Source organism: Enemella dayhoffiae, assembly GCF_002250625.1.
In the GTDB taxonomy this organism is placed as follows: domain Bacteria; phylum Actinomycetota; class Actinomycetes; order Propionibacteriales; family Propionibacteriaceae; genus Enemella; species Enemella dayhoffiae.
This window is the reverse complement of sequence record NZ_NMVQ01000023.1, coordinates 16655-40515: the sequence shown is the minus strand read 5'-3', so window position 1 is coordinate 40515 and position 23861 is coordinate 16655. Positions and strand designations below refer to the sequence as shown.

Annotated in this window: 15 protein-coding genes, 1 tRNA gene and 1 pseudogene; 7 read left to right on the top strand and 10 right to left on the bottom strand. The window is 70.9% G+C overall.

The genetic code is table 11. The annotated features are described in order from the left end of the window. Positions 1–57 precede the first annotated feature (57 nt). From CGZ93_RS11110 to CGZ93_RS11100, 3 genes are all read left to right on the top strand, one after another. On the top strand, positions 58–1824 hold the full coding sequence (locus CGZ93_RS11110; RefSeq protein WP_094364205.1) for an acetyl/propionyl/methylcrotonyl-CoA carboxylase subunit alpha: 1767 nt from the start codon (positions 58–60) through the stop codon (positions 1822–1824). Between the two features lie 105 nt (positions 1825–1929). Beyond that, complete coding sequence (locus tag CGZ93_RS11105) at positions 1930–2742, top strand: hypothetical protein (RefSeq protein WP_094364204.1); 813 nt, start codon at positions 1930–1932, stop codon at positions 2740–2742. A gap of 8 nt (positions 2743–2750) precedes the next feature. Continuing rightward, complete coding sequence (locus tag CGZ93_RS11100) at positions 2751–5495, top strand: FAD-binding and (Fe-S)-binding domain-containing protein (protein ID WP_094364203.1); 2745 nt, start codon at positions 2751–2753, stop codon at positions 5493–5495. 6 nt (positions 5496–5501) lie between these two features. Here CGZ93_RS11100 and CGZ93_RS11095 read toward each other — a convergent pair whose 3' ends face one another. Both CGZ93_RS11095 and CGZ93_RS11090 read right to left on the bottom strand, forming a co-directional pair. Then, complete coding sequence (locus CGZ93_RS11095) at positions 5502–6362, bottom strand: NAD-dependent protein deacetylase (RefSeq protein ID WP_094364202.1); 861 nt, start codon at positions 6360–6362, stop codon at positions 5502–5504. Beyond that, entirely contained in the window at positions 6362–7786 is a 1425-nt protein-coding gene (locus CGZ93_RS11090) for an NAD(P)H-quinone dehydrogenase (protein ID WP_229117416.1), read from the bottom strand. Before CGZ93_RS11090 ends, CGZ93_RS11095 begins: the two co-directional genes overlap by 1 nt. Before the next feature lie 98 nt (positions 7787–7884). On the opposite strand from CGZ93_RS11090, the gene CGZ93_RS11085 reads away from it, so the two are divergent. The 3 genes and pseudogenes from CGZ93_RS11085 to CGZ93_RS19880 form a co-directional block, all read left to right on the top strand. Further along, on the top strand, positions 7885–8700 hold the full coding sequence (locus CGZ93_RS11085) for a purine-nucleoside phosphorylase (RefSeq protein WP_094364200.1): 816 nt from the start codon (positions 7885–7887) through the stop codon (positions 8698–8700). Continuing rightward, positions 8700–10448, top strand: coding sequence for a phospho-sugar mutase (locus CGZ93_RS11080; RefSeq protein ID WP_094364199.1), 1749 nt, complete (start codon positions 8700–8702; stop codon positions 10446–10448). Before CGZ93_RS11085 ends, CGZ93_RS11080 begins: the two co-directional genes overlap by 1 nt. Before the next feature lie 200 nt (positions 10449–10648). After that, positions 10649–11203: pseudogene (locus CGZ93_RS19880) on the top strand (CPBP family intramembrane glutamic endopeptidase); the annotation flags it as partial. Positions 11204–11476: 273 nt separating this feature from the next. On the opposite strand, the gene CGZ93_RS11070 reads toward CGZ93_RS19880, so the two are convergent. The 5 genes from CGZ93_RS11070 to CGZ93_RS11050 form a co-directional block, all read right to left on the bottom strand. Then, on the bottom strand, positions 11477–12268 hold the full coding sequence (locus tag CGZ93_RS11070; protein ID WP_094364479.1) for an SDR family NAD(P)-dependent oxidoreductase: 792 nt from the start codon (positions 12266–12268) through the stop codon (positions 11477–11479). After that, a complete protein-coding gene (metG, locus tag CGZ93_RS11065; RefSeq protein ID WP_094364197.1) occupies positions 12265–14052 on the bottom strand; it encodes a methionine--tRNA ligase in 1788 nt (595 codons plus the stop codon). The genes CGZ93_RS11070 and metG overlap by 4 nt, the downstream gene beginning before the upstream one ends. 18 nt (positions 14053–14070) lie before the next feature. Next, entirely contained in the window at positions 14071–15822 is a 1752-nt protein-coding gene (selB, locus tag CGZ93_RS11060; RefSeq protein WP_094364196.1) for a selenocysteine-specific translation elongation factor, read from the bottom strand. Then, positions 15813–17117: an L-seryl-tRNA(Sec) selenium transferase gene (gene selA / locus CGZ93_RS11055; RefSeq protein ID WP_094364195.1), complete on the bottom strand. Its 1305-nt coding sequence runs from the start codon at positions 17115–17117 to the stop codon at positions 15813–15815. Before selA ends, selB begins: the two co-directional genes overlap by 10 nt. A 21-nt stretch (positions 17118–17138) precedes the next feature. Further along, positions 17139–17234, bottom strand: a tRNA-Sec gene (locus CGZ93_RS11050). Between the two features lie 39 nt (positions 17235–17273). Here CGZ93_RS11050 and selD point away from each other — a divergent pair. Then, entirely contained in the window at positions 17274–18260 is a 987-nt protein-coding gene (selD, locus tag CGZ93_RS11045; protein WP_094364194.1) for a selenide, water dikinase SelD, read from the top strand. Between the two features lie 106 nt (positions 18261–18366). Here the strand turns inward: selD and nrfD are convergent, their stop codons facing one another. The 3 genes from nrfD to fdh are packed head-to-tail and all read right to left on the bottom strand — an operon-like array spanning position 18367 to position 23830. After that, on the bottom strand, positions 18367–19437 hold the full coding sequence (gene nrfD / locus CGZ93_RS11040; RefSeq protein ID WP_094364193.1) for an NrfD/PsrC family molybdoenzyme membrane anchor subunit: 1071 nt from the start codon (positions 19435–19437) through the stop codon (positions 18367–18369). Beyond that, positions 19434–20543: a 4Fe-4S dicluster domain-containing protein gene (locus CGZ93_RS11035; protein ID WP_094364192.1), complete on the bottom strand. Its 1110-nt coding sequence runs from the start codon at positions 20541–20543 to the stop codon at positions 19434–19436. The genes nrfD and CGZ93_RS11035 overlap by 4 nt, the downstream gene beginning before the upstream one ends. Beyond that, on the bottom strand, positions 20543–23830 hold the full coding sequence (gene fdh / locus CGZ93_RS11030; RefSeq protein ID WP_267489731.1) for a formate dehydrogenase: 3288 nt from the start codon (positions 23828–23830) through the stop codon (positions 20543–20545). Before fdh ends, CGZ93_RS11035 begins: the two co-directional genes overlap by 1 nt. Positions 23831–23861 lie beyond the last annotated feature (31 nt).

The following is a 23861-nucleotide window of genomic DNA, read 5'->3' as shown; positions in this document are numbered from 1 at the left end:
CTCCCCTAGACTCCGACGCGGTCGCGGCATCGAGGCCGGGCCAGTGAAGGAGAAGTCATGGCCATCAGCAAGGTGCTCGTCGCCAACCGCGGTGAGATCGCCGTCCGTGTCATCCGCGCCGCCCGTGACGCCGGGCTCGGCAGCGTGGCGATGTATGCCGATCCCGACGCCGACGCCCTGTTCGTCAAGCTGGCCGACGAGGCGTACGCCCTGAACGGCGCGACCCCGGCCGACAGCTATCTCGACGTGGCCAAGATCCTCGACGTGGCCGAGCGCTCCGGCGCCGACGCCGTCCACCCCGGCTATGGCTTCCTGGCCGAGAACGCCGACTTCGCCCAGGCCGTGATCGACGCCGGGCTGACCTGGATCGGCCCGCCCCCGCAGGCGATCGACTCCCTCGGCGACAAGGTGAAGGCCCGCCACATCGCCGACAAGGTGGGCGCCCCGCTCGTCCCCGGCACCAAGGAACCGGTCAAGGACGCCGACGAGGTCGTCGCCTTCGCCGAGGAGCACGGCCTGCCGATCGCCATCAAGGCCGCCTACGGCGGCGGCGGCCGCGGCCTCAAGGTGGTCCGCGACGCCAAGGAGATCCGCGACGCCTTCGACTCGGCGGTCCGCGAGGCCGTCGGCGCCTTCGGCCGCGGCGAGTGCTTCGTCGAACGCTTCCTCGACCACCCGCGCCACGTCGAGACCCAGTGCCTGGCCGACCAGCACGGCAACGTGGTCGTCGTCTCCACCCGCGACTGCTCGTTGCAGCGCCGCAACCAGAAGCTGGTCGAGGAGGCACCGGCCCCCTTCCTCAGCGACGCGCAGCTCAGGCAGCTCTACGAATCGTCCAAGGCGATCCTCAAAGAGGCCGGGTATGTCGGCGCCGGAACCTGTGAATTTCTGGTCGGCACCGACGGCACCATCTCCTTCCTCGAGGTGAACACCCGGCTGCAGGTCGAGCACCCGGTGTCGGAGGAGGTGACCGGCCTCGACCTGGTCCGGGAGATGTTCCGGGTCGCCGACGGCGAGGAGCTCGGTTTCGGCGATCCGGAGATCCGCGGGCACTCGATCGAGTTCCGGATCAACGCCGAGGACGCGGGCCGCAACTTCATGCCGGCGCCGGGCACGCTGACCGACTGGCACGCCCCTTCCGGGCCGGGCGTACGCGTCGACGAGGGCTATCTGAAGGGGATGACCGTCCCGGGCTCCTTCGACTCCCTGGTCGCCAAGCTCATCGTCACCGGCGCCACCCGCGAGCAGGCCATCGAGCGCGGCCGCCGCGCCCTGGCCGAGACCGTGATCGAGGGCATGCCCACCGTCGTGCCGTTCCACCGCGCCGTGCTGGACGACCCGGCCTACATCGGCGACGGCGACACGTTCAACGTGCACACCCGCTGGATCGAGACCGAGTTCGACAACCAGATCAGCCCGTACGCCGGCGAGGCCGGCGAGGCGCCCGAGGCGGTCGAGAAGACCTCGGTGGTGGTCGAGGTCAACGGCAAGCGGGTCGAGGTGAAACTGCCGGCCGGACTGGGCAGCATCAACTCCGGTGGCGGCGCCAGGAAGAAGCCGTCGCGACGTCGCTCCGGCGGCAGCCAGGCCAAGGCCGCCTCCTCCACCTCGCTGACCTCCCCGATGCAGGGCACCATCGTCAAGGTGGCCGTCAGCGAGGGCGACGAGGTCAACGAGGGCGACCAGATCGTCGTGCTCGAGGCGATGAAGATGGAACAACCGCTCACCGCGCACCGCAGCGGCACGGTCACCTCGCTGAACGCCGAGGTCGGCGCCACCGTGTCCAGCGGTGCGGTGATCTGCGAGATCGTCGACCCCGCCTGAGCCGTGACCAGAGGGCCCTGAGAGCCCGGCGAACCGGCCGGGCTCTCAGGAAACTCACGGGTTCTGAGGCGACTTCTTTTCCCATCTCAGGGCACACTGGGACCCATGTGGTTCATCATCCTGCTCGTTGTCGTCGCCCTGGTGGTCGGTGGCGGCATCTACGTCAGCCGTCGCAGTGCCCTGCAGCGCGAGCAGCAGCAGAAGGCCGAGCTCGAATCGCAGTTGACCGCCTCCCGCAAGGTCGCCGAGGAGGACGTCACCAAGTTCGGCGAGGAACTCCAGTCGCTGGACTCCGACGTCGCCGGTCACGCCCTCGACGAGGCGATGCAGCAGGACTACACCCGCGCCCTCGACGCCTATGACGACGCCAAGAAGTCCCTCGACGCGGTCACCAGGCCCGACGAGATCAAGCACGTCACCGAGATCCTCGAGGACGGCCGGTACGCCGTCGCGTGCGTCAAGGCGCGACTGGCCAACAAGCCGCTGCCGCAGAAGCGTCCGCCGTGCTTCTTCAACCCCGCGCACGGCCCCTCCACCGAGAACGTGTCCTGGGCCCCGCCCGGCGGCGAAGCCCGCGACATCCCCGCCTGCGCCGCCGACGCCGAGCGGGTCAAGGCCGGCGCCGACCCCTACATCCGCACCGTCCAGGTCGGCGCCCAGCGCGTTCCCTACTGGGAGGGCGGCCCCGCCTACCAGCCGTACGCCCAGGGCTACTACAACTCCTGGCGCGGCTCGGACATGCTGACCGGCATGATGGTCGGCGGTCTGCTGTTCGGCGGTGGCGACATCTTCCACGGCATCGGCTCGGGGATCGGCGCGATCGGCGAGGGTGTCGGCGACATGTTCGAGGGCATCGGTGAAGGCTTCGGCGACATCGGTGAGGGCATCGGCGACATGTTCGACGGGTTCTTTGATTGACTGGGACCATGTCCACTGAACCGCTGGTGCGTACCGACCGTTTCGACCGGCTGACGCTCGCCCATGACGCCTCGCACTATCTGCTGATCCCCGAGGCGGTGGCGACTCCGCGAAACGTCGACGAGCTCTCCGCGCTGATCCGCCGCGCCCGCCGAGACGGGACCGGGCTGACCTTCCGCTCCGGTGGCACCAGCCTCAGCGGGCAGGCCGTCACCTCCGGCCTGCTCGCCGACACCCGACGTCACTTCGGGGCGATCGAGGTGCTCGACGACGGCGCCCGCGTCCGCGTCCAACCCGGTGCCGTGGTCCGACAGGTCAACGCCCGGCTCGCCCCGCACCACACCAAGCTCGGACCCGACCCGGCCAGTGACGGCGCCTGCACCCTCGGCGGGGTTCTCGCCAACAACTCCTCCGGGATGCTCTGCGGCACCGAATACAACAGCTACCAGACCCTGGAGAGCCTGGTCCTGGTGCTGCCCAGCGGCACCGTGATCGACACCGGCACAGCGGACGCCGACGAGAAGCTCCGCCTCACCGAACCCGACCTGTACGCCGGCCTGGTCACCCTGCGCGACCGCATCCGCGGCAACCCCGACTCGGTCGCCACGATCCGCCGCCAGTTCTCGATGAAGAACACCATGGGCTATGGCCTGAACTCCTTCCTGGACCACGATTCCGCAACCGAGATCCTGGCCCACCTGATGATCGGATCCGAAGGCACGCTGGGGTTCATCGCCGAAGCGACCCTGCGCACCGTCCCGGTCCACCCGCACGTCGGCACCGGGCTGCTGGTGTTCGACTCGCTGTCCGCGGCGATGGCCGCCCTGCCCGACCTGGTGGACACCGGGTTGGCCACCGTCGAACTGCTCGACGCCCAGTCGCTTCGGGTGGCGCAGGCGCTGCGCAACTCCCCCGAGGCGATCCGGCGCCTGGAGGTGCAGCGGCACGCGGCGCTGCTGGTGGAGCACCACGCGCCGAGCAGCGACGAGCTCACCGAGCGGCTGCGCACCACCGAACGGGTGACCGCCGAGCTGCCGCTGTTCGGCCCGGCGGCGATGAGCACCGAGGCCAGCACCCGCGGGTCGCTGTGGACCGTCCGCAAGGGGTTGTACGCCGCAGTGGCCGAGGCGCGACCCCAGGGCACCACCGCCATGCTGGAGGACGTCGTCGTGCCCGTCGGCGCCCTGCTGGAGGCGTGCGAGTCGCTGACCGAACTGTTCGACCGGTACGCCTATCCCGAGTCGGTGATCTTCGGTCACGCCAAGGACGGCAATGTGCACTTCCTGCTGAACGAGGAGTTCGGCTCCGACGTGCAGCGTTACACCGACTTCACCGAGGACATGGTCCAGTTGATCCTCGGCCTCGGCGGGTCGCTGAAGGCCGAGCACGGCACGGGCCGGATCATGGCCCCGTTCGTCCGCCGGCAGTACGGCGACGAGCTCACCGAGGTGATGATCGCGGTGAAGCGGCTGTGCGACCCCGACGGCGTGCTCAACCCCGGCGTGCTGCTGAACGACGACGAGTCCGCCCACATCAGTAACCTGAAGACCACCCTCCCGGTCGAGGATGAGGTGGACCGCTGCGTCGAGTGCGGGTTCTGCGAACCGGTCTGCCCCAGCCGCACGCTCACCCTCACCCCGCGGCAGCGGATCGTCGCCCGGCGCGAACTGGCGGCCGCCCGGCAACGCGGGGATTCCGAGCTGGTCAACGAAATCACCGAGCGCTACGAGTACGCCGGCAACCAGACCTGTGCCGCCGACGGCATGTGCAGCACGGCCTGCCCGGTCGGCATCGACACCGGCGATCTGGCGCGGCGGCTGCGCGGCACGCAGACCGGTACCGCCGAACAGGGCGTGTGGGACGCCGCCGCCCGCGCCTGGGGGCCGTTCACCGCCGCCGGGTCATTGGCCCTGACCGCGGCCGCCGCCGTGCCCGGTGCCACCGCGGCGAGCGAGCTGGGACGTGCGCTGCTCGGCACCGAGGTCGTGCCGCGCTATGACCATGGGCTTCCCGCCGGCGGCCCGCCCCGGCAGGGTTGGCGCTCCGAGCAGGCCGAGGTGGTCTGGTTCGACGCGTGCATCCAGACCATGTTCGGCCCCGAACCAGGCCAGCAGCCACTCGCCCGGGCGGTCGAGGAACTGTTCCGCCGCGCCGGGGTGGTGGTGCGTACGCCGGCGGGCCTGCAGGGGTTGTGCTGCGGCACCCCGTGGTCGTCGAAGGGCAAGCACACCGGGCACGCGACGATGGCCGAGCGCACGGTGCCGGCACTGGTCGAGGCGTCCGAACAGGGCCGGTTGCCGATCGTCTGCGATGCCGCCTCCTGCACCGAGGGGCTGCTCAAGTCGGCCAAGGATTCCCAACCCACGTTGCAGATCCTCGACCTGGTGGCATATGCCCGGGCCGAGCTGCTGCCCCGACTGACGGTACGCCGGAAGGTCGAGTCGGTGGTGCTGCACCCCACCTGCTCCTCCCGCCAGCTCGGCCTGGACGCCGACCTGCAGGCGATCGCCGGGGCCGTCGCCGAGGAGGTGGTGGTGCCGACCAGCTGGGGGTGCTGCGGCTTCGCCGGCGACCGTGGACTGCTGCACCCCGAGCTGACCGCCGCCGCCACCGAGGCCGAGGCGGCCGAGGTCGCCCAGCGGGAGTTCTCGGCGTACGCCTCGCTCAACCGCACCTGCGAGATCGGGATGACCCGCGCCACCGGCCGCCCCTATCAGCACATCCTGCAGCTGCTGGCTGAGTGCACCCGCTGAGCCCGTTCAGCCAACCGGAAGGCGACGCAATTCCCACTGCCGCAGGAAATCGGCCACCCCCTGGTCGAGTTTGACCGTGGCCAGGCCGTCGCCGCGGGTGCGGCCGCGGTTCACGATCAGCACCGGCATCCGGTTGCGTTCGGCGAACCGGACGAAGCGCAGCCCGGACATCACCGTGAGCGAGGATCCCAGCACCAGCAGCGAATCCGCCGCCTCGACCAGGTCGAAGCACTCCTGCACCCGCGGTTTGGGAACCGACTCACCGAAGAACACCACGTCGGGCTTGAGCACCCCGCCGCAGGCCAGGCACTCCGGCACCACGAACTGCTGCCAGTGCTCCACCACGGCGTCGCCGTCGGGTCGCAGCTCCGCCTGGCCGGCGGCGAGCTCATTGTCCGCGCTCACCTCGAAATCCGGGTTCAGCGCGGAAAGCCTGTGCTGCAACGCCTCCCGGTCGCTCACGGTGCCGCAGTCCAGGCACACCACCCGGGACAACCGGCCGTGCAGGGCGATCAGCCGCCGACTGCCGGCGGACTCGTGCAACCCGTCCACGTTCTGGGTGATCACCCCCGACACGGCGCCGGCGGCCTCGAGCCGAGCCAGCGCCAGGTGTCCCCGGTTCGGCTCTGCGTGACCCATCCGCGCCCAGCCCCGATAGGAACGCGACCAGTAGCGCCGCCGGTTCTCCGCCGAACCGACGAACTCGGCGTACAACATCGGATTCGCCTTCGGCGCGGTCGGTCCGCGATAGTCGGGAATCCCAGAATCGGTGGACATTCCGGCCCCGGTGAGCACCGCGACCGAGCGTCCCCGGAGCAGCTCCAGCGGCTGCGGCAGGCGATCCGGCGTCTCCTCGGCGTGGGCCATCAGATGTCGATCTGCCGCTCCAGCTTGTCGGTCGAGTGACCGTGCAGCCGGCGGGCGGCCTCGGCGATCGAACCGGACAGCGACGGATAGACGGTGAAGTCGTGGGCGAAGTTGTCCACGGTGATCTTCTCCGACACCGCCAGCGAGATCGTGTGGATCAGCTCGCTGGCCCGGGGCGCGACCACCACCCCACCGATGATGATGCCGGTGGTCGGCAGACAGAACAGCTTCACGAAGCCGTCGTGGATGCCCTGCATCTTGGCGCGCGGATTTCCCGACAGCGGCAGGTTGATCGCCAGCGCCCGCACCTCGCCGGAGTCCACCTGCTTCTGGGTCGTCCCCACCGTCGCGATCTCAGGGGAGGTGAACACATTGGAGGACACCACGTTCAGGTCCAGCGGCGCGACGGCGTCACCGAGGGCATGCCACATTGCGATCCGGCCCTGCATGGCCGCGACCGAGGCGAGCGCGTGCACGCCGGTGCAGTCCCCCGCCGCGTACACCCCGCGTACGCCGGCCCGGGACACCTTGTCGACCTGGATGTAGCCGCCGTCGTTGAGGGTGATGCCGGCCTCCTCGAGGCCCATGTCGGCGGTGTTCGGGATCGACCCGACCGCCATCAGGCAGTGCGACCCGGTGACGGTGCGGCCGTCGGTCAGGTGCACGGTCACCTGGTCGCCCTCGCGGGTCACCGATTCGGCCCGCGACTCCGACAGCACCGTCATGCCGCGTCGGGTGAACACGTCCTGCAGCACCTGGGCGGCGTCGGCGTCCTCGCCGGGCAGGACGGTCGTGCGGGAGGACACGAGGGTGACGTCGACGCCCAGCGCGTCGTAGGCGTTGGCGAACTCGGCCCCGGTGACACCGGAGCCGATCACGATCAGGTGCTCGGGCATCTCGGTGAGGTCATAGACCTGGGTCCAGGTGAGGATCCGTTCGCCGTCGGGTCGGGCGGTCGGGAGCTCACGCGGGTGCGCCCCGGTGGCCACCAGGATCACGTCGGCCGGGAACCGCTGCTCCCCCTCGTCGGTGTCGGCAATGACGGTGTCGGTCCCCTGCAACCGGGCCCGCCCGGGCACCACCGTGACCCCCTCGGCGATCAGCTTGTCGTAGATGTCGGCGGACTGCCGTTCGGCCAGCGCGAGCACGCGGCGGTTCACCTTGGCGAGGTCGACCGAGACCCCGTTGGCGTCGTCGGTGGCGTCGTCCACGTCTATCCGCAGGCCGAGCTCCTCCGAACCCTTCACCGTCATCATCACCTCGGCGGTGGCGATCAGCGTCTTGGAGGGCACGCAGTCGGTGAGCACAGCCGAGCCGCCCATCCCGTCCCTGTCGATCAGCGTCACGTCGCCACCCAGCTGGCTGCCCACCAGGGCCGCTTCGTATCCGCCGGGTCCGCCACCAATGATCACCACTCGAGTCACGAGCAGCATTGTTCCATCTCCGGTGCCGGTGACCTACCCGGCGGGGGTTGCGCCGGGCACCGCGGTCGCTGCCTACACTGACGCGGGTGAGTGACAGCATGCAGACCCCACCCCACCCGACCGACCCGGCAGACCTGGCGGCCCGGGCAGCGACCGCGCTCAGGCAGCGTTTCGACGTCGAGAGTCTCGACCTGGCCCTGGTGCTCGGCTCTGGCTGGTCGGCCGCCGCCGACGACCTCGGTGAGCCGATCGGTCAGGTCGAGCTGGCCGAGCTGCCCGGGTTCTCCGCGCCGGTGGTGGCCGGTCACGGTGGGCAGCTGCGCTGCGTGCGTACGCCGAACCAGAAGGTCGCCGCGATCCTCACCGGGCGTACCCACTTCTATGAGGGGCGCGGTGTCGACGCGGTCGCCCACGGGGTGCGCACGATGGCCGCCGCGGGCGCGTCCACCCTGGTGCTCACCAACGGCTGCGGTTCGCTGCGGCGCGAGTGGGGTCCGGGTACGCCGGTGCTGATCTCCGACCACATCAACCTGACCGGCTCCACCCCGCTGCGCGGAGCCACCTTCATCGACCTGTCAGAGGCCTACAGCAAGCGGCTGCGCGACCTCGCCCGACAGGTCGATCCGAGCCTGCCCGAGGGGGTCTATGTGCAGTTCCGAGGGCCGCAGTACGAGACCCCGGCCGAGGTGCGGATGGCAGGGGTGCTCGGTGGCGACCTGGTCGGCATGTCCACCACCTTGGAGACGATCGCCGCCCGCGCGGTCGGGCTCGAGGTTCTCGGCATCTCGCTGGCCACCAACCTGGCCGCCGGGATCAGCCCCGAACCGCTCGACCACGCCGAGGTGATCGCCGCCGGCAAGGAGGCGGCCCCGCGCCTGGCCGCGCTGCTGCGCGGCCTGGTCGAGGCGTTGTGATGCTGCCGCCGGAGTTGGTCGAGCGGATCGACGCGTGGATCGCCGCCGACCCCGACCCGGTCACCGCGGCCGCCGCCCAGGACCTGCTGGAAAAGGCGGCGGCCGATGACCTCACCGCAGTCGCCGAGCTGACCGACGCCTTTTCCGGCCCGCTCGAGTTCGGCACCGCCGGTCTCCGGGGCCCCCTCGGCGCCGGCCCCGCCCGGATGAACCGCGTCGTCGTCAGCCGCGCCGCAGCCGGCCTCGCCGCCCACCTCCTCCGTTCCCCGAGCAGCGGAACCGGGCGAAGCCCGGTGCGGCGTGTCGAGGGGAACCCCCACCCGCCGAAGGGCCGCGTCCTGATCGGTTACGACGCCCGCTACAACTCCGAGGTGTTCGCCACCGACACCGCAGAAATCCTTGCCGCACAGGGGTTCGAGGCGATCCTCACCAGCCACCCGGTGCCGACCCCGGTCGTCGCGTTCGGCATCCGCTGGCTCGGCTGTGTGGCCGCCGTGGTTGTCACCGCTTCACACAACCCGCCGCAGGACAACGGTTACAAGGTCTACCTCGGCGACGGCAGCCAGATCGTGCCGCCGGCCGACGCCGACATCGCCGCCGAGATCCGTGCCGTGGAGCGCATTCCGGTGACCGAGCTGCCCCGCTCGCAGAACTTCCGCCGGATCGCCAGCGAGCTGCTGGAGGCGTACGCCGAACGCGTCGCCCAGCTGGTGTCGGCGGACGCCCCGCGGGAGGTGTCCTGGGTATACACCCCGCTGCACGGAGTGGGCGGCGCGGTGATGCACGACGTGATCGCGCGGGCCGGATTTCCTGCCCCCGTTGAGGTGAACGAGCAGGCCCAGCCCGATCCGGCGTTCCCGACGGTCAGCTTCCCCAACCCCGAGGAGCCCGGGGCGATCGACCTGGCGCTGGCGGCCGCGGCCGCCAACCAGGTCGACCTGGTGATCGCCAACGATCCCGACGCCGACCGTTGCGCGGTGGCAATCCCGGCCCCGGACGCACCGACCGGGTTCCGGATGCTGCACGGTGACGAGCTCGGTGCGCTGCTGGCCGACGACTTCTGCCGCCGCGGCGTCCACGGCGTCTACGCCAACTCCGTCGTCTCGGGATCCCTGCTGCACAAGGTGGCGGCGGCGTACGGGCAGCCGAGCGCGGTCACGCTGACCGGGTTCAAGTGGATCGGCCGGGTGCCCGGGTTGGCGTTCGGTTATGAGGAGGCGATCGGTTACTGCTGCGACCCCGAGGCGGTCGCCGACAAGGACGGCATCTCCACCCTGGTCACGGTGCTGGCTCTGGCCGCCCGGCTGCGCGCCGACGGGTCGTCGATCGGTGAGCGGCTCGATGAGCTGGCCCGCACCCACGGCGTACACCTGAACAGCCAGTGGTCAGTCCGCGTGCAGGACCTGTCGCTGATCACCGACGCGATGGCGCGGCTGCGCTCGGCGCCGCCGCGCGAGCTGTGCGGCGCCCCGGTCGAGGTGGTCGACCTGGCCGAGGGGTGGGCCCCTTCGACAGGCTCAGGGACCACTTCGACAGGCTCGGGGAACGCGTTGCCGCCGACCGACGGCGTACGCCTGGCCGGTCCCGCGGTGACCGCCACCGTGCGGCCCTCGGGCACCGAACCGAAGCTCAAGTGCTATCTCGAGGTGCGCCTCGATCCCACCCCGGACCTGGCACGAGCCAGGGCCGAGGCCCGGGCGCTGCAGGAACGGCTGTTGACCGAGCTGCGCGCTAGCTTGCAGTTGTGAGCTACACCCCCACCCGGACCAACCCAAAAACCCTGAACCCGATCAACCCGCAGACCACCCCGAGCAGCCTCTCGGCCGGTCCGATCACCCGCTTCGACGGACTCGCCGCCGACGCACCACCGCGTTCGCTGCGCGCGCGGATCCCGGTGCTGTTCAACCCTTTCCTGCGCCTGTTGCTGTTCCTGGTCATCACGGTACTGATGGCGGTGCTGGTCGTGCTGCCGTTGATTCTGCTGGCGCCGCCGGCGATCTCCGGCAACCGCAGCGTGATGGCCGGGGTCCAGATCGTCGTGACGCTGCTCGCCTATCTGGTCTGGGTGCTGCTGATCGAGCGCCGCCGACCGCCGGTCGAGCTCGCTCCCCGACGGGCGCTCGGACTGCTCTGGGGGCTGCTCGCCGGCGCCGTCGTCTTCGCGGTCGTCTTCGCGGTGATCGTGGCGCTGGGCGCCTACCAGATCGAGGGGACAAACAGCCCCGATTGGGGCGAGTGGTGGCGGATGGTGCTCGCCGTGGGGGCGGGGGCCGGGATCGCCGAGGAGTTGCTGTTCCGCGGCGTGCTCTATCGGATCACCGAGGAGCTGCTCGGCACCTGGGGTGCGGTCGTCGTCTCCGGACTGGTGTTCGGCATCGTGCACATCTCCAACCCCGACGCCACCTGGTGGGGGGCGATCGCGATCGGCCTGGAGGCCGGGCTGCTGCTCGGAGTGTTGTACGCCTGGAGCCGCTCGCTGTGGCTAATGATCGGTTTCCACGCGGCGTGGAACATCACCCAGGGACCGCTTCTCGGGGTGATCGTCTCCGGCACCGGTGAGGTGGACGGCCTGGTGAAGGTCACCCCGCAGGGGTCCGATCTGATCTCGGGTGGGCGGTTCGGGGCCGAGGCGAGCGTCGTGGCGGTGCTGCTGCTGGTCGCGCTGGCCGTTGCCCTGGGCGTACGCCTGGCCCGCACCGGCGGCGTCGTGCAGCCGATGTGGGTACGCCGATCCCGGCAGAAGCGAGCGATCGCCTCAGGTAGCGCCGGGGGTGGCTCAGGAGTCGCCGAAGGCGTCGGGAAAGGCGTTGGTGAGCAGGATTCCGCCCTCGACGGGCAGCACCGCCCCGGTGATCCAGGAGGCCTGGTCGCTGGCCAGGAACAGCAGCGCATCCGCGACGTCTGAGGCCTGCCCCACCCGGCCGAGCGGATAGTGCTGGCCGAGCTGCTGCATGATCTGCGGGTTCTCCGCCTTGGCGTCGGCCCACGCCGGGGTGTCGATCGTCCCCGGCGCGACCGCGTTGGCGCGGATGCCGCGATCGGCGAAGTCGGCGGCCAGGTTGCGGGTGAAGTGCAGCAGGCCGGCCTTGGCGGCCGAATAGCCGTGCCCGCCATACCAGCCGATCCCGTTCACCGAACCGATCGCCAGCACCACCCCGCCGCCGGAGTCGACCATGATCGGCAGCAGCGCCCGGCTGACCAGCATCGGCCCCAGCAGGGTGACCTCGAGGTCGAGGCGCAGGTCCTCCACGCTCGTCGAGCACAGGTCCTCGGCGCTCGCGTGGTGGGCCCCGTGCAGCAGCACGTCGAGCCGGCCGATGCGTTCGCGGACGAACGTGGCCAATTCCTGCACCGACTGGGGATCGGCGACATCCACCGGGCACGCCAGCGCCCCGTCCAGGCTGGTGGCGACCTGCTCGGCGGCCGCCAGGTTGCGGTCGGCGATGACCACCCGCGCGCCCTCGCCGGCGAACCGGCGGGCGGTTGCGGCGCCGATCCCGGAGCCGGCTCCGGTGATCAGCACCACCTTGTCGGTGAACCGCTGTTCCAGCTGTGCCTCGCTCCTCATCCGATCGGTGCCCACTGGGGGCCGGTCTCGCCCAGTTCTTCGTCCAGCTTGGTGAACAGCGGGGTGGGCTTCTGCAGCGGGGTGCCCACGGCGATCGGCCGGGACTCCCACCGGGCCTGCTCCGAGGCGTACTCCCCCATGATCACCGGGTAGTCCTCGTTGCCCTCCTCGCTGACCATCCGGATCTCCGGCAGTGCGGCCCAGACGCCCTCACCGCCGAGCGCCTCGAACACCTTCTGGGAGGCGTGCGGCAGAAACGGGGTGAGCAGGGTGTTCACGTCGCTGACCACCTGAAGGGCCACGTGCAGCACGGTGTCGCGGCGGGTCGGATCGTCCTTGAGCTTCCAGGGTTCGGTTTCCGAGAGATACCGGTTGGCGGCACCGGCGATCCGCATCGCCTCGGTGATCGCGTTCTTGAACTTGTTGTGCCCGAGCAGGTCACCGACGGTGTCGAACCCGGCGCGGGCGGTGGCGAGCAGCTGCTCGTCGATCGGCTGCAGGTCGGTGGCCGCCGGGATCTCGCCGTGGTTCTTGTGGGCCATGGAGATCGACCGGTTGACCAGGTTGCCCCACTCGTTGGCGAGCTCGGAGTTGGTCCGCCGGACGAACTCGTCCCAGGTGAAGTCGGTGTCGTTGTTCTCGGGGCCGGCGACGGCGATGAAGTAGCGCAGCGCGTCGGGCCCGAACTCGCGCAGGAAGTCGGTGACGTAGATGACCTTGCCGCGGGAGGTGGAGAACTTGGATCCGGACATGGTCAGGTATTCCGAGGACACGACCTCGGTCGGCAGGTTGAGCTGGCCGCCGAACACGTGGTCGTCACCGCCGCGGTCTCCCTCACCATTGGCGCCGAGCAGGATCGCCGGCCAGATCACCGAGTGGAAGACGATGTTGTCCTTGCCCATGAAGTAGTAGGACTTCGCCTCCGGGTCGGTCCACCACTGCTTCCACGCGTCGGGGTCTCCGGTTCGCCGGGCCCACTCGATGGAGGCGGACAGGTAGCCGATCACCGCGTCGAACCAGACGTAGAGTCGCTTCATCGGCTGGTCCCGCCACCCGTCCAGCGGGATCGGTACGCCCCAGTCGAGGTCGCGGGTGATCGCCCGCGGGCGCAACTCGGAGATCAGGTTGTGGCTGAACTTGAGCACGTTGGGGCGCCAGTCGGTGCGTTGGTCGAGCCAGCGGGAGAGCTCCTCGGCCAGGGCGGGCAGGTCGAGGAAGAAGTGTTCGGTCTCGACGAACTCGGGGGTCTCACCGTTGATCCGCGAGCGCGGGTTGACCAGGTCGACCGGGTCGAGCTGGTTGCCGCAGTTGTCGCACTGGTCGCCGCGGGCGCCGTCATAACCGCAGATCGGGCAGGTGCCCTCGATGTAGCGGTCCGGCAGGGTCCGCCCGGTCGACGGGCTGATCGCCCCCTTGGTGGCGCGGGCGACGGCGTACCCGTTGTCGAACAGGGCGGTGAACATCTCCTGCACGACGCGATAGTGGTTGCGGGTGGTGGTGCGGGTGAACAGGTCATAGCTGAGCCCGAGGCCCTGCAGGTCCTCGACGATGACGCGGTTGTACTTGTCGGCGAGCTGGCGGGTGGTGACCCCCTCCTTCTCGGCCTGCACCGAGATCGGGGTGCCGTGCTCGTCGGTGCCGGAGACCATCAGCACCTGGTGTCCCGACATTCGCATGAAGCGGGCGAAGACGTCGGAGGGGACACCGAAACCGGAGACGTGTCCGATGTGGCGCGGGCCGTTCGCATACGGCCACGCGACGGAGGTCAGCACGTGAGCACACATGGGTCCAACCCTAGTGCCTCAGCGCCGGACCTCCCGGTGTCCGCCATCCAGCCGCCTCGTCCAGCCACGGGCGTCCAGGTGCTCGAGCAGCGGAATCACCACCCGGCGGGTGCTGCCGAGGGCCTGGCGCGCCTGGGAGGTGGTGAACGGCTGCGGCAGCCTGGCCAGCTCGCGCATCGCCAACGCGGGCGCGGCCGGGGCGAGCACCACCAGCTCGCCGAGGTCGATCAGCCGGCCCAGGCGTACCGCCGTGGCGATCTCCCGCGATCCCAGGCCGAGTCGGGTCAACTCGTCGCGCTCGGGGGCGGCGAACGGACGCTCCGCCAGCGACCGCTCGACCTCCCGGAGGGCATCCTCGGCCGGCCCAAGGTCGGCGCGGGCACCGGGTTCGGCGAGCTGTCCGTCCGCGGTGATGAGCCCGCACTGGTCGGCCAGCGGCGCCAGCAGCTCCGCGCTGGGCAGCCCGAGCGCGGTCGCGGCCGTTCCGGCCGGCATCCGTGCCTGCATTGGATTCTTTGCGGCGTACGCCCGGACGAGACCGGGCAGCCGGTCGACCCAGGCGGCCCACCGGACGGGGTCGATCAGCCAGCGGCCGGCCCGCACCACCGCCGCATCCAGCCGGTCCGGGTCGGCCCCGAGCGCGCGCAGGGTGGCCCCGTCGGTCACCCCACGCCGGGCCAGCTCCCGATCGGCGTCGATCGTCGTCGGCGCCGTGGAGAGCGACTCGGCCCGCTCACGGGCAGCACCGCGGCGGCGCAGCGGCGGCGGATCCAGGTCGAGCACCGTGGCCCCGGCCAGCACCTGTTGGCGGCCGGGATCGCGCAGCACCATCCGGTCCCCGACCTGCAACGGCAGTTCCCCCGACCAGGTGAGGCGTACCGCTCCGTGGCCGAGTCGGCGTACCCGCACGGGGCCGGAAAACGTGCCCACGTGCAACATCAGCCGTTCGGGCAGATCGTCCGCCCCGACTCGGCCGTCGACCGTGTCGGTCGTCCACCAGTCGCCCGTGGTGAGCGCGTCCCCGCGGCCCACCCGGTCAGCGTCGAGACCGCGCAGGTTGACCGCCACCCGCGCGACAGCCGCCGCGCGCTCGACAGGCTCCCCCAGGCTCTGCAGCCCCCTGATCCGCACCGGCCGACCCGCGAGCCGCACCCGGTCCTCGATCGCCAGGGTGCCGGACCCCAGGGTTCCGGTGACGACCGTGCCCGCTCCGCGGATGGTGAAGCTGCGGTCCACCCACAACCGCCCCCGACCGCTCACCTCGGGGGCCGGCACGGTGGCCAGCAACGCGTCGAGCGCGGCCCGCAGCTGCGACAGACCGTCACCGCTGCGCGCGGAGACGGCCACGTCGGCCCAGTCACCGAACCCGGCCTCGGACAGCCGTGCCCGGGCCTGTTCGCGTGCGGGCTCGGGGTCGGCGAGGTCGTTCCGGGTGAGCACCAGCAGGCCGTGTCGGATGCCGAGCGCCGCGATGGCGGCCAGATGTTCGCTGCTCTGTGCCCGCCAGCCCTCGTCGGCCGCGACCACGAACAGCACGATCGGCACGGGCCCGATCCCGGCGAGCATGTTGGCGATGAACCGCTGGTGCCCCGGCACGTCGACGAAAGCCACGGTCTCACCGCTCGGCAGGGTGGTGTGGGCGTACCCGAGGTCGATGGTGAGGCCACGCTCATGCTCGGCCGCCCAGCGGTCCGGGTCGGTGCCGGTGAGCGCCCGGACCAGGGTGGACTTGCCGTGGTCGACGTGACCGGCGGTGGCGATCACCCGCACCCGGCGATCCCCGCTTTCCGTGCGGCACAGGTGATTGCGGCGATCAGGTCGTCGTCGCGGCCGGCGGGGATGCAGCGCGGGTCGACCAGACAGCGGCCGTGTTCGGTGCGGGCGAGCACCGCCGGGTCGCCGAGACGCAGCGCTTCGGCCAGCGGCTCTGGCACGGCGACCGCCCAGCCGGGCAGCGGGACGCCGGGAGCGCCGCCGCCGCCGACGTGACCGGTGCTCGGGACCACGTCGGCCGGGAACTCCAGTCGGTCGGCCAAGCGTTGGCAGCGCTCCTTCAGCCGAGCGGGATCGGCGCGGCGATGGTCGCTCACCGGCGGCACGGGTCCGGTCAGGGTGGCGTGCAGCGCGGCCAGGGTGAGCTTGTCCACGCGCAGCGCGCGTTGCAGGGGGTGCCGGCGTAGGCGCTGCACGAGTTCTGCCTCGCCCAGCAACAATCCCGCCTGCGGGCCGCCGAGCAGCTTGTCCCCGCTGGCGGTGACCAGGTCGGCGCCAGCGGCGAGTGCGGTGGCGGCGTCGGGCTCGTCGGGCAACGCCGGGTCGGGGGCCAACAGGCCGGAGCCGAGGTCGGCCACGACCGGGACCCCGAGCCCAGCGAGCTCCGCGATCCCAACGCTGGCCGTGAATCCGGTGACCGCGAAGTTGCTCGGGTGCACCTTGAGGATGCAGCCGGTGTCCGGTCCGACGGCCTCGGCATAGTCGGCCGGGTGGGTGCGATTGGTGGTGCCCACCTCGCGGATTCGTGCCCCGGCGGAGGCGATCAACTCCGGCAACCGGAAGCCGTCGCCGATCTCGACCAGTTCGCCGCGGGAGACGATCACCTCACGCCCGGCGGCCAGGGCGGTGGTGGCGAGCACCAACGCGGCGGCCCCGTTGTTCACCACCAACGCGTCCTCGGCGCCCGGGCAGGCGGTGCGCAGCGCGGTCAGCGCGGCGGCGCCGCGTCGGGCGCGGCGGCCGGTGGCGAGGTCGAGCTCGACGTCGGCGTACCCGCTGGCCTCGACGATGGCCCGCACCGCGGCCTCCGACAACGGGGCCCGGCCGAGGTTGGTGTGCACCACGATCCCGGTGGCGTTGAGCACGGCGCGCAGTGGGGTCGGTCCGCTCAGGTCTCGTTCGGCACACCCGGCGACCTGCTCGGGGGTGATCCGGCCGGCCCGTGCCTGGTCCTGGGCACGGCGTACCACCGCCCGCACGGCCTCGCTCCCGAGCCGTTCGCTGGCCGCGAGCATGGCGGGCCGGGCCAGCAGCGCGTCGGTGCGCGGGATGTCGCGCCGCGGATCGCTCACGCCTCCTCCTGCCCGTCGAGCTGGCGGAGGCGGACGGGAATCGAACCCGCCAGACCGAGGTACTCGATCTCACCGGTTTTGAAGACCGGGGGGCCCACCAGGTACCCAGACGCCTCCTCTGCCCGCCGACTGTAGCGCGCGGCCTAGAGTGGGCCCATGAAACGCCTCACCTCGTATGCCCACGGCGGCGGCTGTGCCTGCAAGATCCCACCCGGCGAACTGGAGCAGATGGTGTCCGGGCTCGTCGGCGTGGACTCCCCCGAACTGGTGGTCGGGCTGGAGCACGGTGACGACGCCGCGGCGGTGCTGCTCGACCCGGCCGGCGATGGCACGGTGATCATCTCCACCACCGATTTCTTCACCCCGGTGGTCGACGACCCGTTCGACTGGGGGCGGATCGCCGCGGCCAATGCGCTGAGCGACATCTATGCGATGGGGGGTACGCCGATGCTGGCGATCAACCTGCTGGGGTGGCCGCGCGGGGTGCTGCCGACCGAACTCGCCACCGAGGTGCTGCGCGGCGGGCTGGCGGTCTGCCGGCAGGCCGCGACGCCGCTGGCCGGTGGGCACAGCATCGACAACCCCGAACCGATCTACGGCCTCGCGGTCACCGGGCGGGGGAAGGCCGACCGGCTGCTGCGCAACGACGCGGGACAGCCGGGATTGCCGCTGTCGCTGACAAAGCCGCTGGGGGTCGGCGTACTCAACAACCGGCACAAGGCCACCGGTGAGCGGTTCGAGGAGGCAGTCGCGTCGATGACCGCGCTGAATGCGGACGCCTCGGCAGCGGCTCTGGCGGCGGGCATCCGGGCGGCCACCGATGTCACCGGTTTCGGCCTGCTCGGCCACCTCTACAAGCTGTGCCGCGCCTCGGGGGTGGCGGCGGTCATCGACCACCGGGCGGTACCGATGCTGGCCGCGGCCAGGCAGTCGCTGGCCGAGGGGTTCGTGCCCGGCGGCAGCCGGCGCAACCTGGACTGGGTGGCCCCGCACCTGTCGGCAGAAGTTGCCGAGGACGAACTGTTGCTGCTCGCCGACGCCCAAACCTCCGGAGGGCTGCTGCTCGCCGGTGAGATCGCTGGCGCCCCGGTGATCGGTGAGCTGGTCCCGGCCGGGGATGGCCCGGTGATCACGGTCCGCTGACCATCCAGCGCCCCTCCAATGGCGATCCAGCGAACCCTGGTGCCATTCGCCTGACCCCGTGGGGTTCGCCGGGCGGCAAGGCGGTTCGCTGAATGGCCATTGGGGATCAGCGGGGCCACTCACCGCCGGGTTGGGTGACGCCACGCCCCTCGGCCGCGGCAGCGGCAGCGCGGGCGCGCTGGGGGCGTACCGTGTAGCGCGGGTCCTTCGCGGACGTGATGCCGGCGTGGAACACCGCGAACCGGGTGGCCAGCGAGCCGCCGATCAGCGCCGCACCGGACAGCGCCGCACCAACCCGCGTCCCCCCGACCACGGCGGCACCGACCGCGCCGACGACCGTGAGCACCCGGGCCACCTGGTGCCACCGCTTCGCCGGGGGTTCCTCGAACGGCTCGGCCAACTCCCCCAGGCGACGGGTCATCAGTTCCCCGATCCCCAACTCGCAGGCCGCGCCCAGCACGGCCAACTGTCGCACCGGGCCCCTGGTTTCGGCGGTCGGGGTGGTGATCATGGACAGCCCGGTCCCGGCGGCCAGCGCGGAGCTGACGAACACGAACGGCAGCTCCCGATAGGACTCGTGCCAGGTGGGTGCGGCCGTGTCGGCGAGCAGCACGGCGGTGTACGCCGCCAGCGGTGGCGCGAAGAACGCCGAACCGGCACTGGCCAGTCCGTCGACCACGCCGGCCGCCCCGGCCAGTCCGCTCCCCGACCGCAGCCGCGGCCGGAGCAGCTCCAGCCCGACGGCCGCGCCGGTGCAGGCGCCGAACCCGGTGAGGATCCAGGTACCGACCGACATCGGCGAGGTGAGCTTGACGGTGCGGAACATGTTCAGCACCCGCTCGGGTCGGCCCAGGTCCTTGGCCAGCGCCGCGCCGCCGAGGGCCGCCGCGCCGATCGCGGCGTACCGGCCGCGGCGACGCAGCCGCGGTCGCCCGGTGAAGTGTCCGCCGGCGGCGACCAGGCCGGAGCCGGCGGCGAGCCCACCGAGGAACAGGTACGCCGGGATCGGCCACTCCCACGGCGGCGGTTGGACCACGTTGTGCCCGTAGTAGCTGATGAACTCGGCCTCCGGCACGGTGGCGTTCGGATCGCTGCGTCGCCTGGAACCGTCACCGTCACGGCGTTTCCGGGGTCCGAGCAGCGGCGGCCGGTCATCGTCGAAGGGTCTGGTCGTCATCGTCGGACCACGCCCCCGGCAAAGGCGGCCAGCACCGCGCCGATCAGCGCGGTGCCCGCGATCCCTGCCATGGTGAACATCTTCGGCAGCACGGCGGTGGTCACGATCGGATCGGGCGGCAGCCCGTACGCCTCCGGCTCGTCCATCAGCAGGAACACCGATCCCGTCCCCCCGACCCCGTCGTCGGGGTTGGTGCCGTAGAGCCGGGCCTCGGGATGTCCCTGTGCGTGCAGCACTTCCAGCCGTTCCCGGGCCAACCGCACCATTTCGTCGTGGTCGCCGAACTTGATGCTGGTGGTGGGACAGGTCTGGGCGCACGCGGGCGTCTGGTCCTCCCGGATCCGGTCATAGCACAGCGTGCACTTCTGGGCCACGCCGGCGTTCGGGGGCTTGGCGCTGCTGCCGTCGGCCAGCTCGACCAGGCCGTTCTCCCGCCGTCCGATCACCCCGAACGGGCAGGAGCCGACGCAGTATCCGCAGCCGTTGCAGACGTCGGGTTGGACCACCACGGTGCCGTATTCGGTCCGAAACAGCGCCCCGGTCGGGCACACGTCCAGGCAGCCCGCGTGGGTGCAGTGCTTGCACACGTCAGAGCTCATCAGCCAGCGCACCGGAGGCAGGGTGTCGTCGGGTTCGGCGAACCCGACCCCTGAACCTGGTCCTGCAACGTCCCCTGAGCCTGGTCCTGCAACGTCCCCTGAGCCCGTCGAAGGGGTGGCTTCGACAGGCTCAGCCACCGTCCCGACAGGCTCAGCCACCGTCGGGCGTACGCGCGGCATGCCCAGGTCCACCGATCCGGTACGCCGGGCGCGCGCCAACTGCTCAGGTCCCTGCTCGATGAACGCCACGTGCCGCCACGTGTCGGCGCCCAGGTGCCCAGTGTTGTCGTAGGACTCGGTGCTCAGGCCGAGCACTCCCCCGTGCCGCTCCCGACCGTGGCTGCGGGTCGGCACGTGGTTCCACTCCTTGCAGGCGACCTCGCACGCCTTGCAGCCGATGCAGATGGAGGTGTCGGTGAAGAAACCCTTGCGGGGCTTGACTTCCTGCCACGCGGCATCACGCGCGGGGTTGGTCGCCCCGATGAGTTGCTGGCGCCAGAACCCCATCAGCGCTTCCCCTTCCTCGGGCTGGTTTCGGGCTGCAGGCCGGCCCGCCGCTGATAGTCGGCGACGAGCGCGGACAACGCTGGTCCGCGCGGGCGGCGGCCCGGCCGGATGTCGCACATGCCGACCTTCGACTCCTGGATCTGCACGTTCGGGTCGAGCACGATGCCCAGCAGATCGTTGGCGGCGTCACCCTCGACCACGGCGCGGGCACCCACACCCCAGTGGTAGGGCAGCCCGATCTGGTGCATGGTCCGTCCGGCGACCTGCAGCGAGGACACCCGCTCGGTCACCAGCACCCGGGTCTCGATCGCGGCGCGCGGGCTGACCAGGGTGGCCCAGCCGCCGTTCTCCAGCCCGCGCTCGGCGGCCAGTTCCGGGGAGATCTCGCAGAACATCTCCGGCTGCAGCTCCGACAGGTAGGGCAGGAACCGGCTCATCCCGCCGGCGGTGTGGTGCTCGGTCAACCGGTAGGTGGTGAACTGATAGGGGTACACCGCGACCGCGTCGGCGCCGACCACGAACTGGTTGTCGGGGCGCGGGAACGTCTTCTTCGCCGGGTTTGTCTGCTGACCGTAGAGCGGGTTCGGCACCGGCGACTCCGCCCCCTCGTAATGGGTGGGCATCGGGCCGTCCACCATGCCCTTGGGCGCGTACAGCCAGCCCTTTCCGTCGGCCTGCATGATGAACGGGTCGTCACCGTCCAACGCCTCCGGGCCACCCTCGACCCCGCTGCCGCGGTGGTCGGGGGCCATGTCGACCGGGAAGTCCGGCACGTCGCGACCGACCCAGCGCCGCTGCTCCTCATCCCACCAGATCAGCTTCTTGCGCTCGCTCCATGGTTTGCCGTCGAGGTCTGCCGAGGCGCGGTTGTAGAGGATCCGCCGGTTCGCCGGCCACGACCAACCCCACTCGGGCGCGATCGGGTCCTGCTCCCGCCCCGGTCGGCGCCGGTTGGCCTGGTTGACGCCGTCGGCGTACACCCCGGTGTAGATCCAGCACCCACCCGAGGTGGAGCCGTCGGCGGTCATCTCCAGATAGCTGGAGAGCGGTTGGCCAGCCTTCTCGCCGGTGAGGTGGCGGCCATTGATCTCCGCCAGCACCGACTCCGCGTCGATCTCGCCCTGCTCGTCGAGTCGGTAGTCCCAGGTGAGCTCCTGCAGCCCGCGGTCACGGGGGTCGGTGGAGCCGGCTACGCGCTCCCGGATCCGCTGCCCGAGCAGGTACGCGAACTGCAGATCGCTCATCGCCTCACCCGGCGGATCGAGCGCCTTTTCCCGCCACTGCAGCAGCCGCTGCGTCTGGGTGAAGCTGCCCGCCTTCTCCACGTGGGTGGCCGCCGGCAGGAAGAACACCTCGGTCCCGATGTCGGCGGGTGCCACCTCCCCGTTCTCCACCTCGGGACCGTCGGACCAGAAGGTGGCGGTCTCGATCAGCCGCAGGTCGCGTACCACCAGCCACTTGAGCGCGGCCAGCGCGCGCCGCTGCAGCCGGGCGTTGGCGGATCCCACCGCCGGGTTCTGCCCGATCACCAGATAGCCGTCGACCTGGCCGTCCAGCATCCCCAGCGTGGTCTGGTAGGTGCCGTGCGCGCCGGTGAGCCGGGGCAGGAACTGGTAGCCGTACTCGTTCTCCTCGGTCGCCGCGTCCCCCCACCACGCCTTCAGCAGGTTGACCGCGTAGGCGTCAGCGTTCGCCCAGAATCCCTTCTCCTGCTTGGATCCGGCGGTCTGCAGATAGGCCGCGAAGTCCTCCTGACCGGCCCGTGGCATGGGCAGGTAGCCCGGCAGCAGGTTGTAGAGCGTGGGGATGTCGGTGGACCCCTGGATCGAGGCGTGACCGCGCAACGCCATCACTCCGCCACCGGGGCGGCCCACGTTGCCGAGCAGCAGCTGCAGGATCGAGGCGGTGCGGATGATCTGCGCACCGTCGGTGTGCTGGGTCCAGCCGACCGCGTAGCAGAAGGCGGTGGTCCGGTCCCGGCCCGAGTTGCTGGTCACCGACTCGGCCAGATACTGGAAGTCGGCCACGCTGATGCCGCAGACCTGGGCCACCATCTCGGGGGTGTAGCGCCGGTAGTGGCGCTTGAGCAGCTGCAGCACGCAGCGCGGGTCGGTCATCGAATCGTCACGGAGCACGCTGGCGTGGTCCAACGCCGGACCACCGGAGCCGTGCGACTCGCCGTGGGAGGCCTCGCCCAGCTCGGCGCCATGAGTGTCCCCTCCGGCCGGGCCCTGGATCCGGTCGGTGTCGTCACCGGATTCGGTCTCCGGGCCCTCGGCGTACGCCCAGCTCGCCGGGTCGTAGGCGTTCAACTCCGGGTCGAACCCGCTGAACAACCCGTCCAGGTCCTCGGTGTCGACGAACCCCTCCCCGACCAGGGTGGGGCCGTTGGTGTAGTGCTGCACGTATTCGTGGAAGTACAGCTCGTTGCTCAGGACGTGGTTGATCAGCCCACCCAGCAGCGCGATGTCGGAGCCCACCCGGATCGGGATGTGCCGGTCGGAGACCGCCGAGGTGCGGGTGAAGCGCGGGTCGACATGGATCACCCGGGCGCCGCGCGCCTTCGCCTCGGTCACCCACTGGAAGCCCACCGGGTGGCACTCGGCCATGTTGGAGCCCTGGATGACGATGCAGTCAGACTCGGCCAGATCCTGCAGTGTCTGCGTGGCGCCCCCGCGCCCGAACGAGGTCCCCAGACCGGGAACCGTGGCGGAGTGTCATATCCGGGCCTGGTTCTCGATCTGGATCGCTCCGGCGGCGGTGAACAACTTCTTGATCAGGTAGTTCTCCTCGTTGTCCAGCGTCGCCCCGCCCAGGGCGGCCACGCCCATGGTGCGGTTGACCCGGCGGCCCTGGTCGTCGTGATCCTGCCAATGGGCGCGACGGGCCTCGAGGAAACGGTTGGCGATCATGTCGAGCGCGGTGTCGAGGTCGAGGCGCTCCCACTCGGTGCCGTGCGGTCGACGGTAGAGGACCTTCGTCTGCCGGTTCGGGGCGTTCACCAGCTGTTCGCTGGCCGCGCCCTTGGGGCACAGCCGACCGCGGCTGATCGGCGAGTCCGGGTCCCCCTCGATCTGGGTGACCCGGCCGTCCTGCACGAACACCCGCTGGCCGCACCCGACGGCGCAATAGGGGCAGATGCTGCGGGCCACGTGGTCGGCGGTGTTGGTGCGTGGGGTCAGCTCCCGGGTGCGCTCACTGGTGACCGCCGGTCCCCGGCCCAGGAGGTCCCCGGAACGGAACTGGCGGATCACCGGCCAGTCGAGCATCACCTTGCCCAGTCCCATGCCCACTCCTCTCCGGCCCCTGGAGGTCCGA

What these genes read in the sequence shown, in the direction of transcription:
- CGZ93_RS11110 (WP_094364205.1), top strand. Translation starts at nt 58, where the DNA reads ATGGCCATCAGCAAGGTGCTCGTCGCCAACCGCGGTGAGATCGCCGTC.
- CGZ93_RS11105 (WP_094364204.1), top strand. Translation starts at nt 1,930, where the DNA reads ATGTGGTTCATCATCCTGCTCGTTGTCGTCGCCCTGGTGGTCGGTGGC.
- CGZ93_RS11100 (WP_094364203.1), top strand. Translation starts at nt 2,751, where the DNA reads ATGTCCACTGAACCGCTGGTGCGTACCGACCGTTTCGACCGGCTGACG.
- CGZ93_RS11095 (WP_094364202.1), bottom strand. Translation starts at nt 6,362, where the DNA reads ATGGCCCACGCCGAGGAGACGCCGGATCGCCTGCCGCAGCCGCTGGAG.
- CGZ93_RS11085 (WP_094364200.1), top strand. Translation starts at nt 7,885, where the DNA reads ATGCAGACCCCACCCCACCCGACCGACCCGGCAGACCTGGCGGCCCGG.
- CGZ93_RS11080 (WP_094364199.1), top strand. Translation starts at nt 8,700, where the DNA reads ATGCTGCCGCCGGAGTTGGTCGAGCGGATCGACGCGTGGATCGCCGCC.
- CGZ93_RS11070 (WP_094364479.1), bottom strand. Translation starts at nt 12,268, where the DNA reads ATGAGGAGCGAGGCACAGCTGGAACAGCGGTTCACCGACAAGGTGGTG.
- metG (WP_094364197.1), bottom strand. Translation starts at nt 14,052, where the DNA reads ATGTGTGCTCACGTGCTGACCTCCGTCGCGTGGCCGTATGCGAACGGC.
- selD (WP_094364194.1), top strand. Translation starts at nt 17,274, where the DNA reads ATGAAACGCCTCACCTCGTATGCCCACGGCGGCGGCTGTGCCTGCAAG.
- nrfD (WP_094364193.1), bottom strand. Translation starts at nt 19,437, where the DNA reads ATGACGACCAGACCCTTCGACGATGACCGGCCGCCGCTGCTCGGACCC.
- CGZ93_RS11035 (WP_094364192.1), bottom strand. Translation starts at nt 20,543, where the DNA reads ATGGGGTTCTGGCGCCAGCAACTCATCGGGGCGACCAACCCCGCGCGT.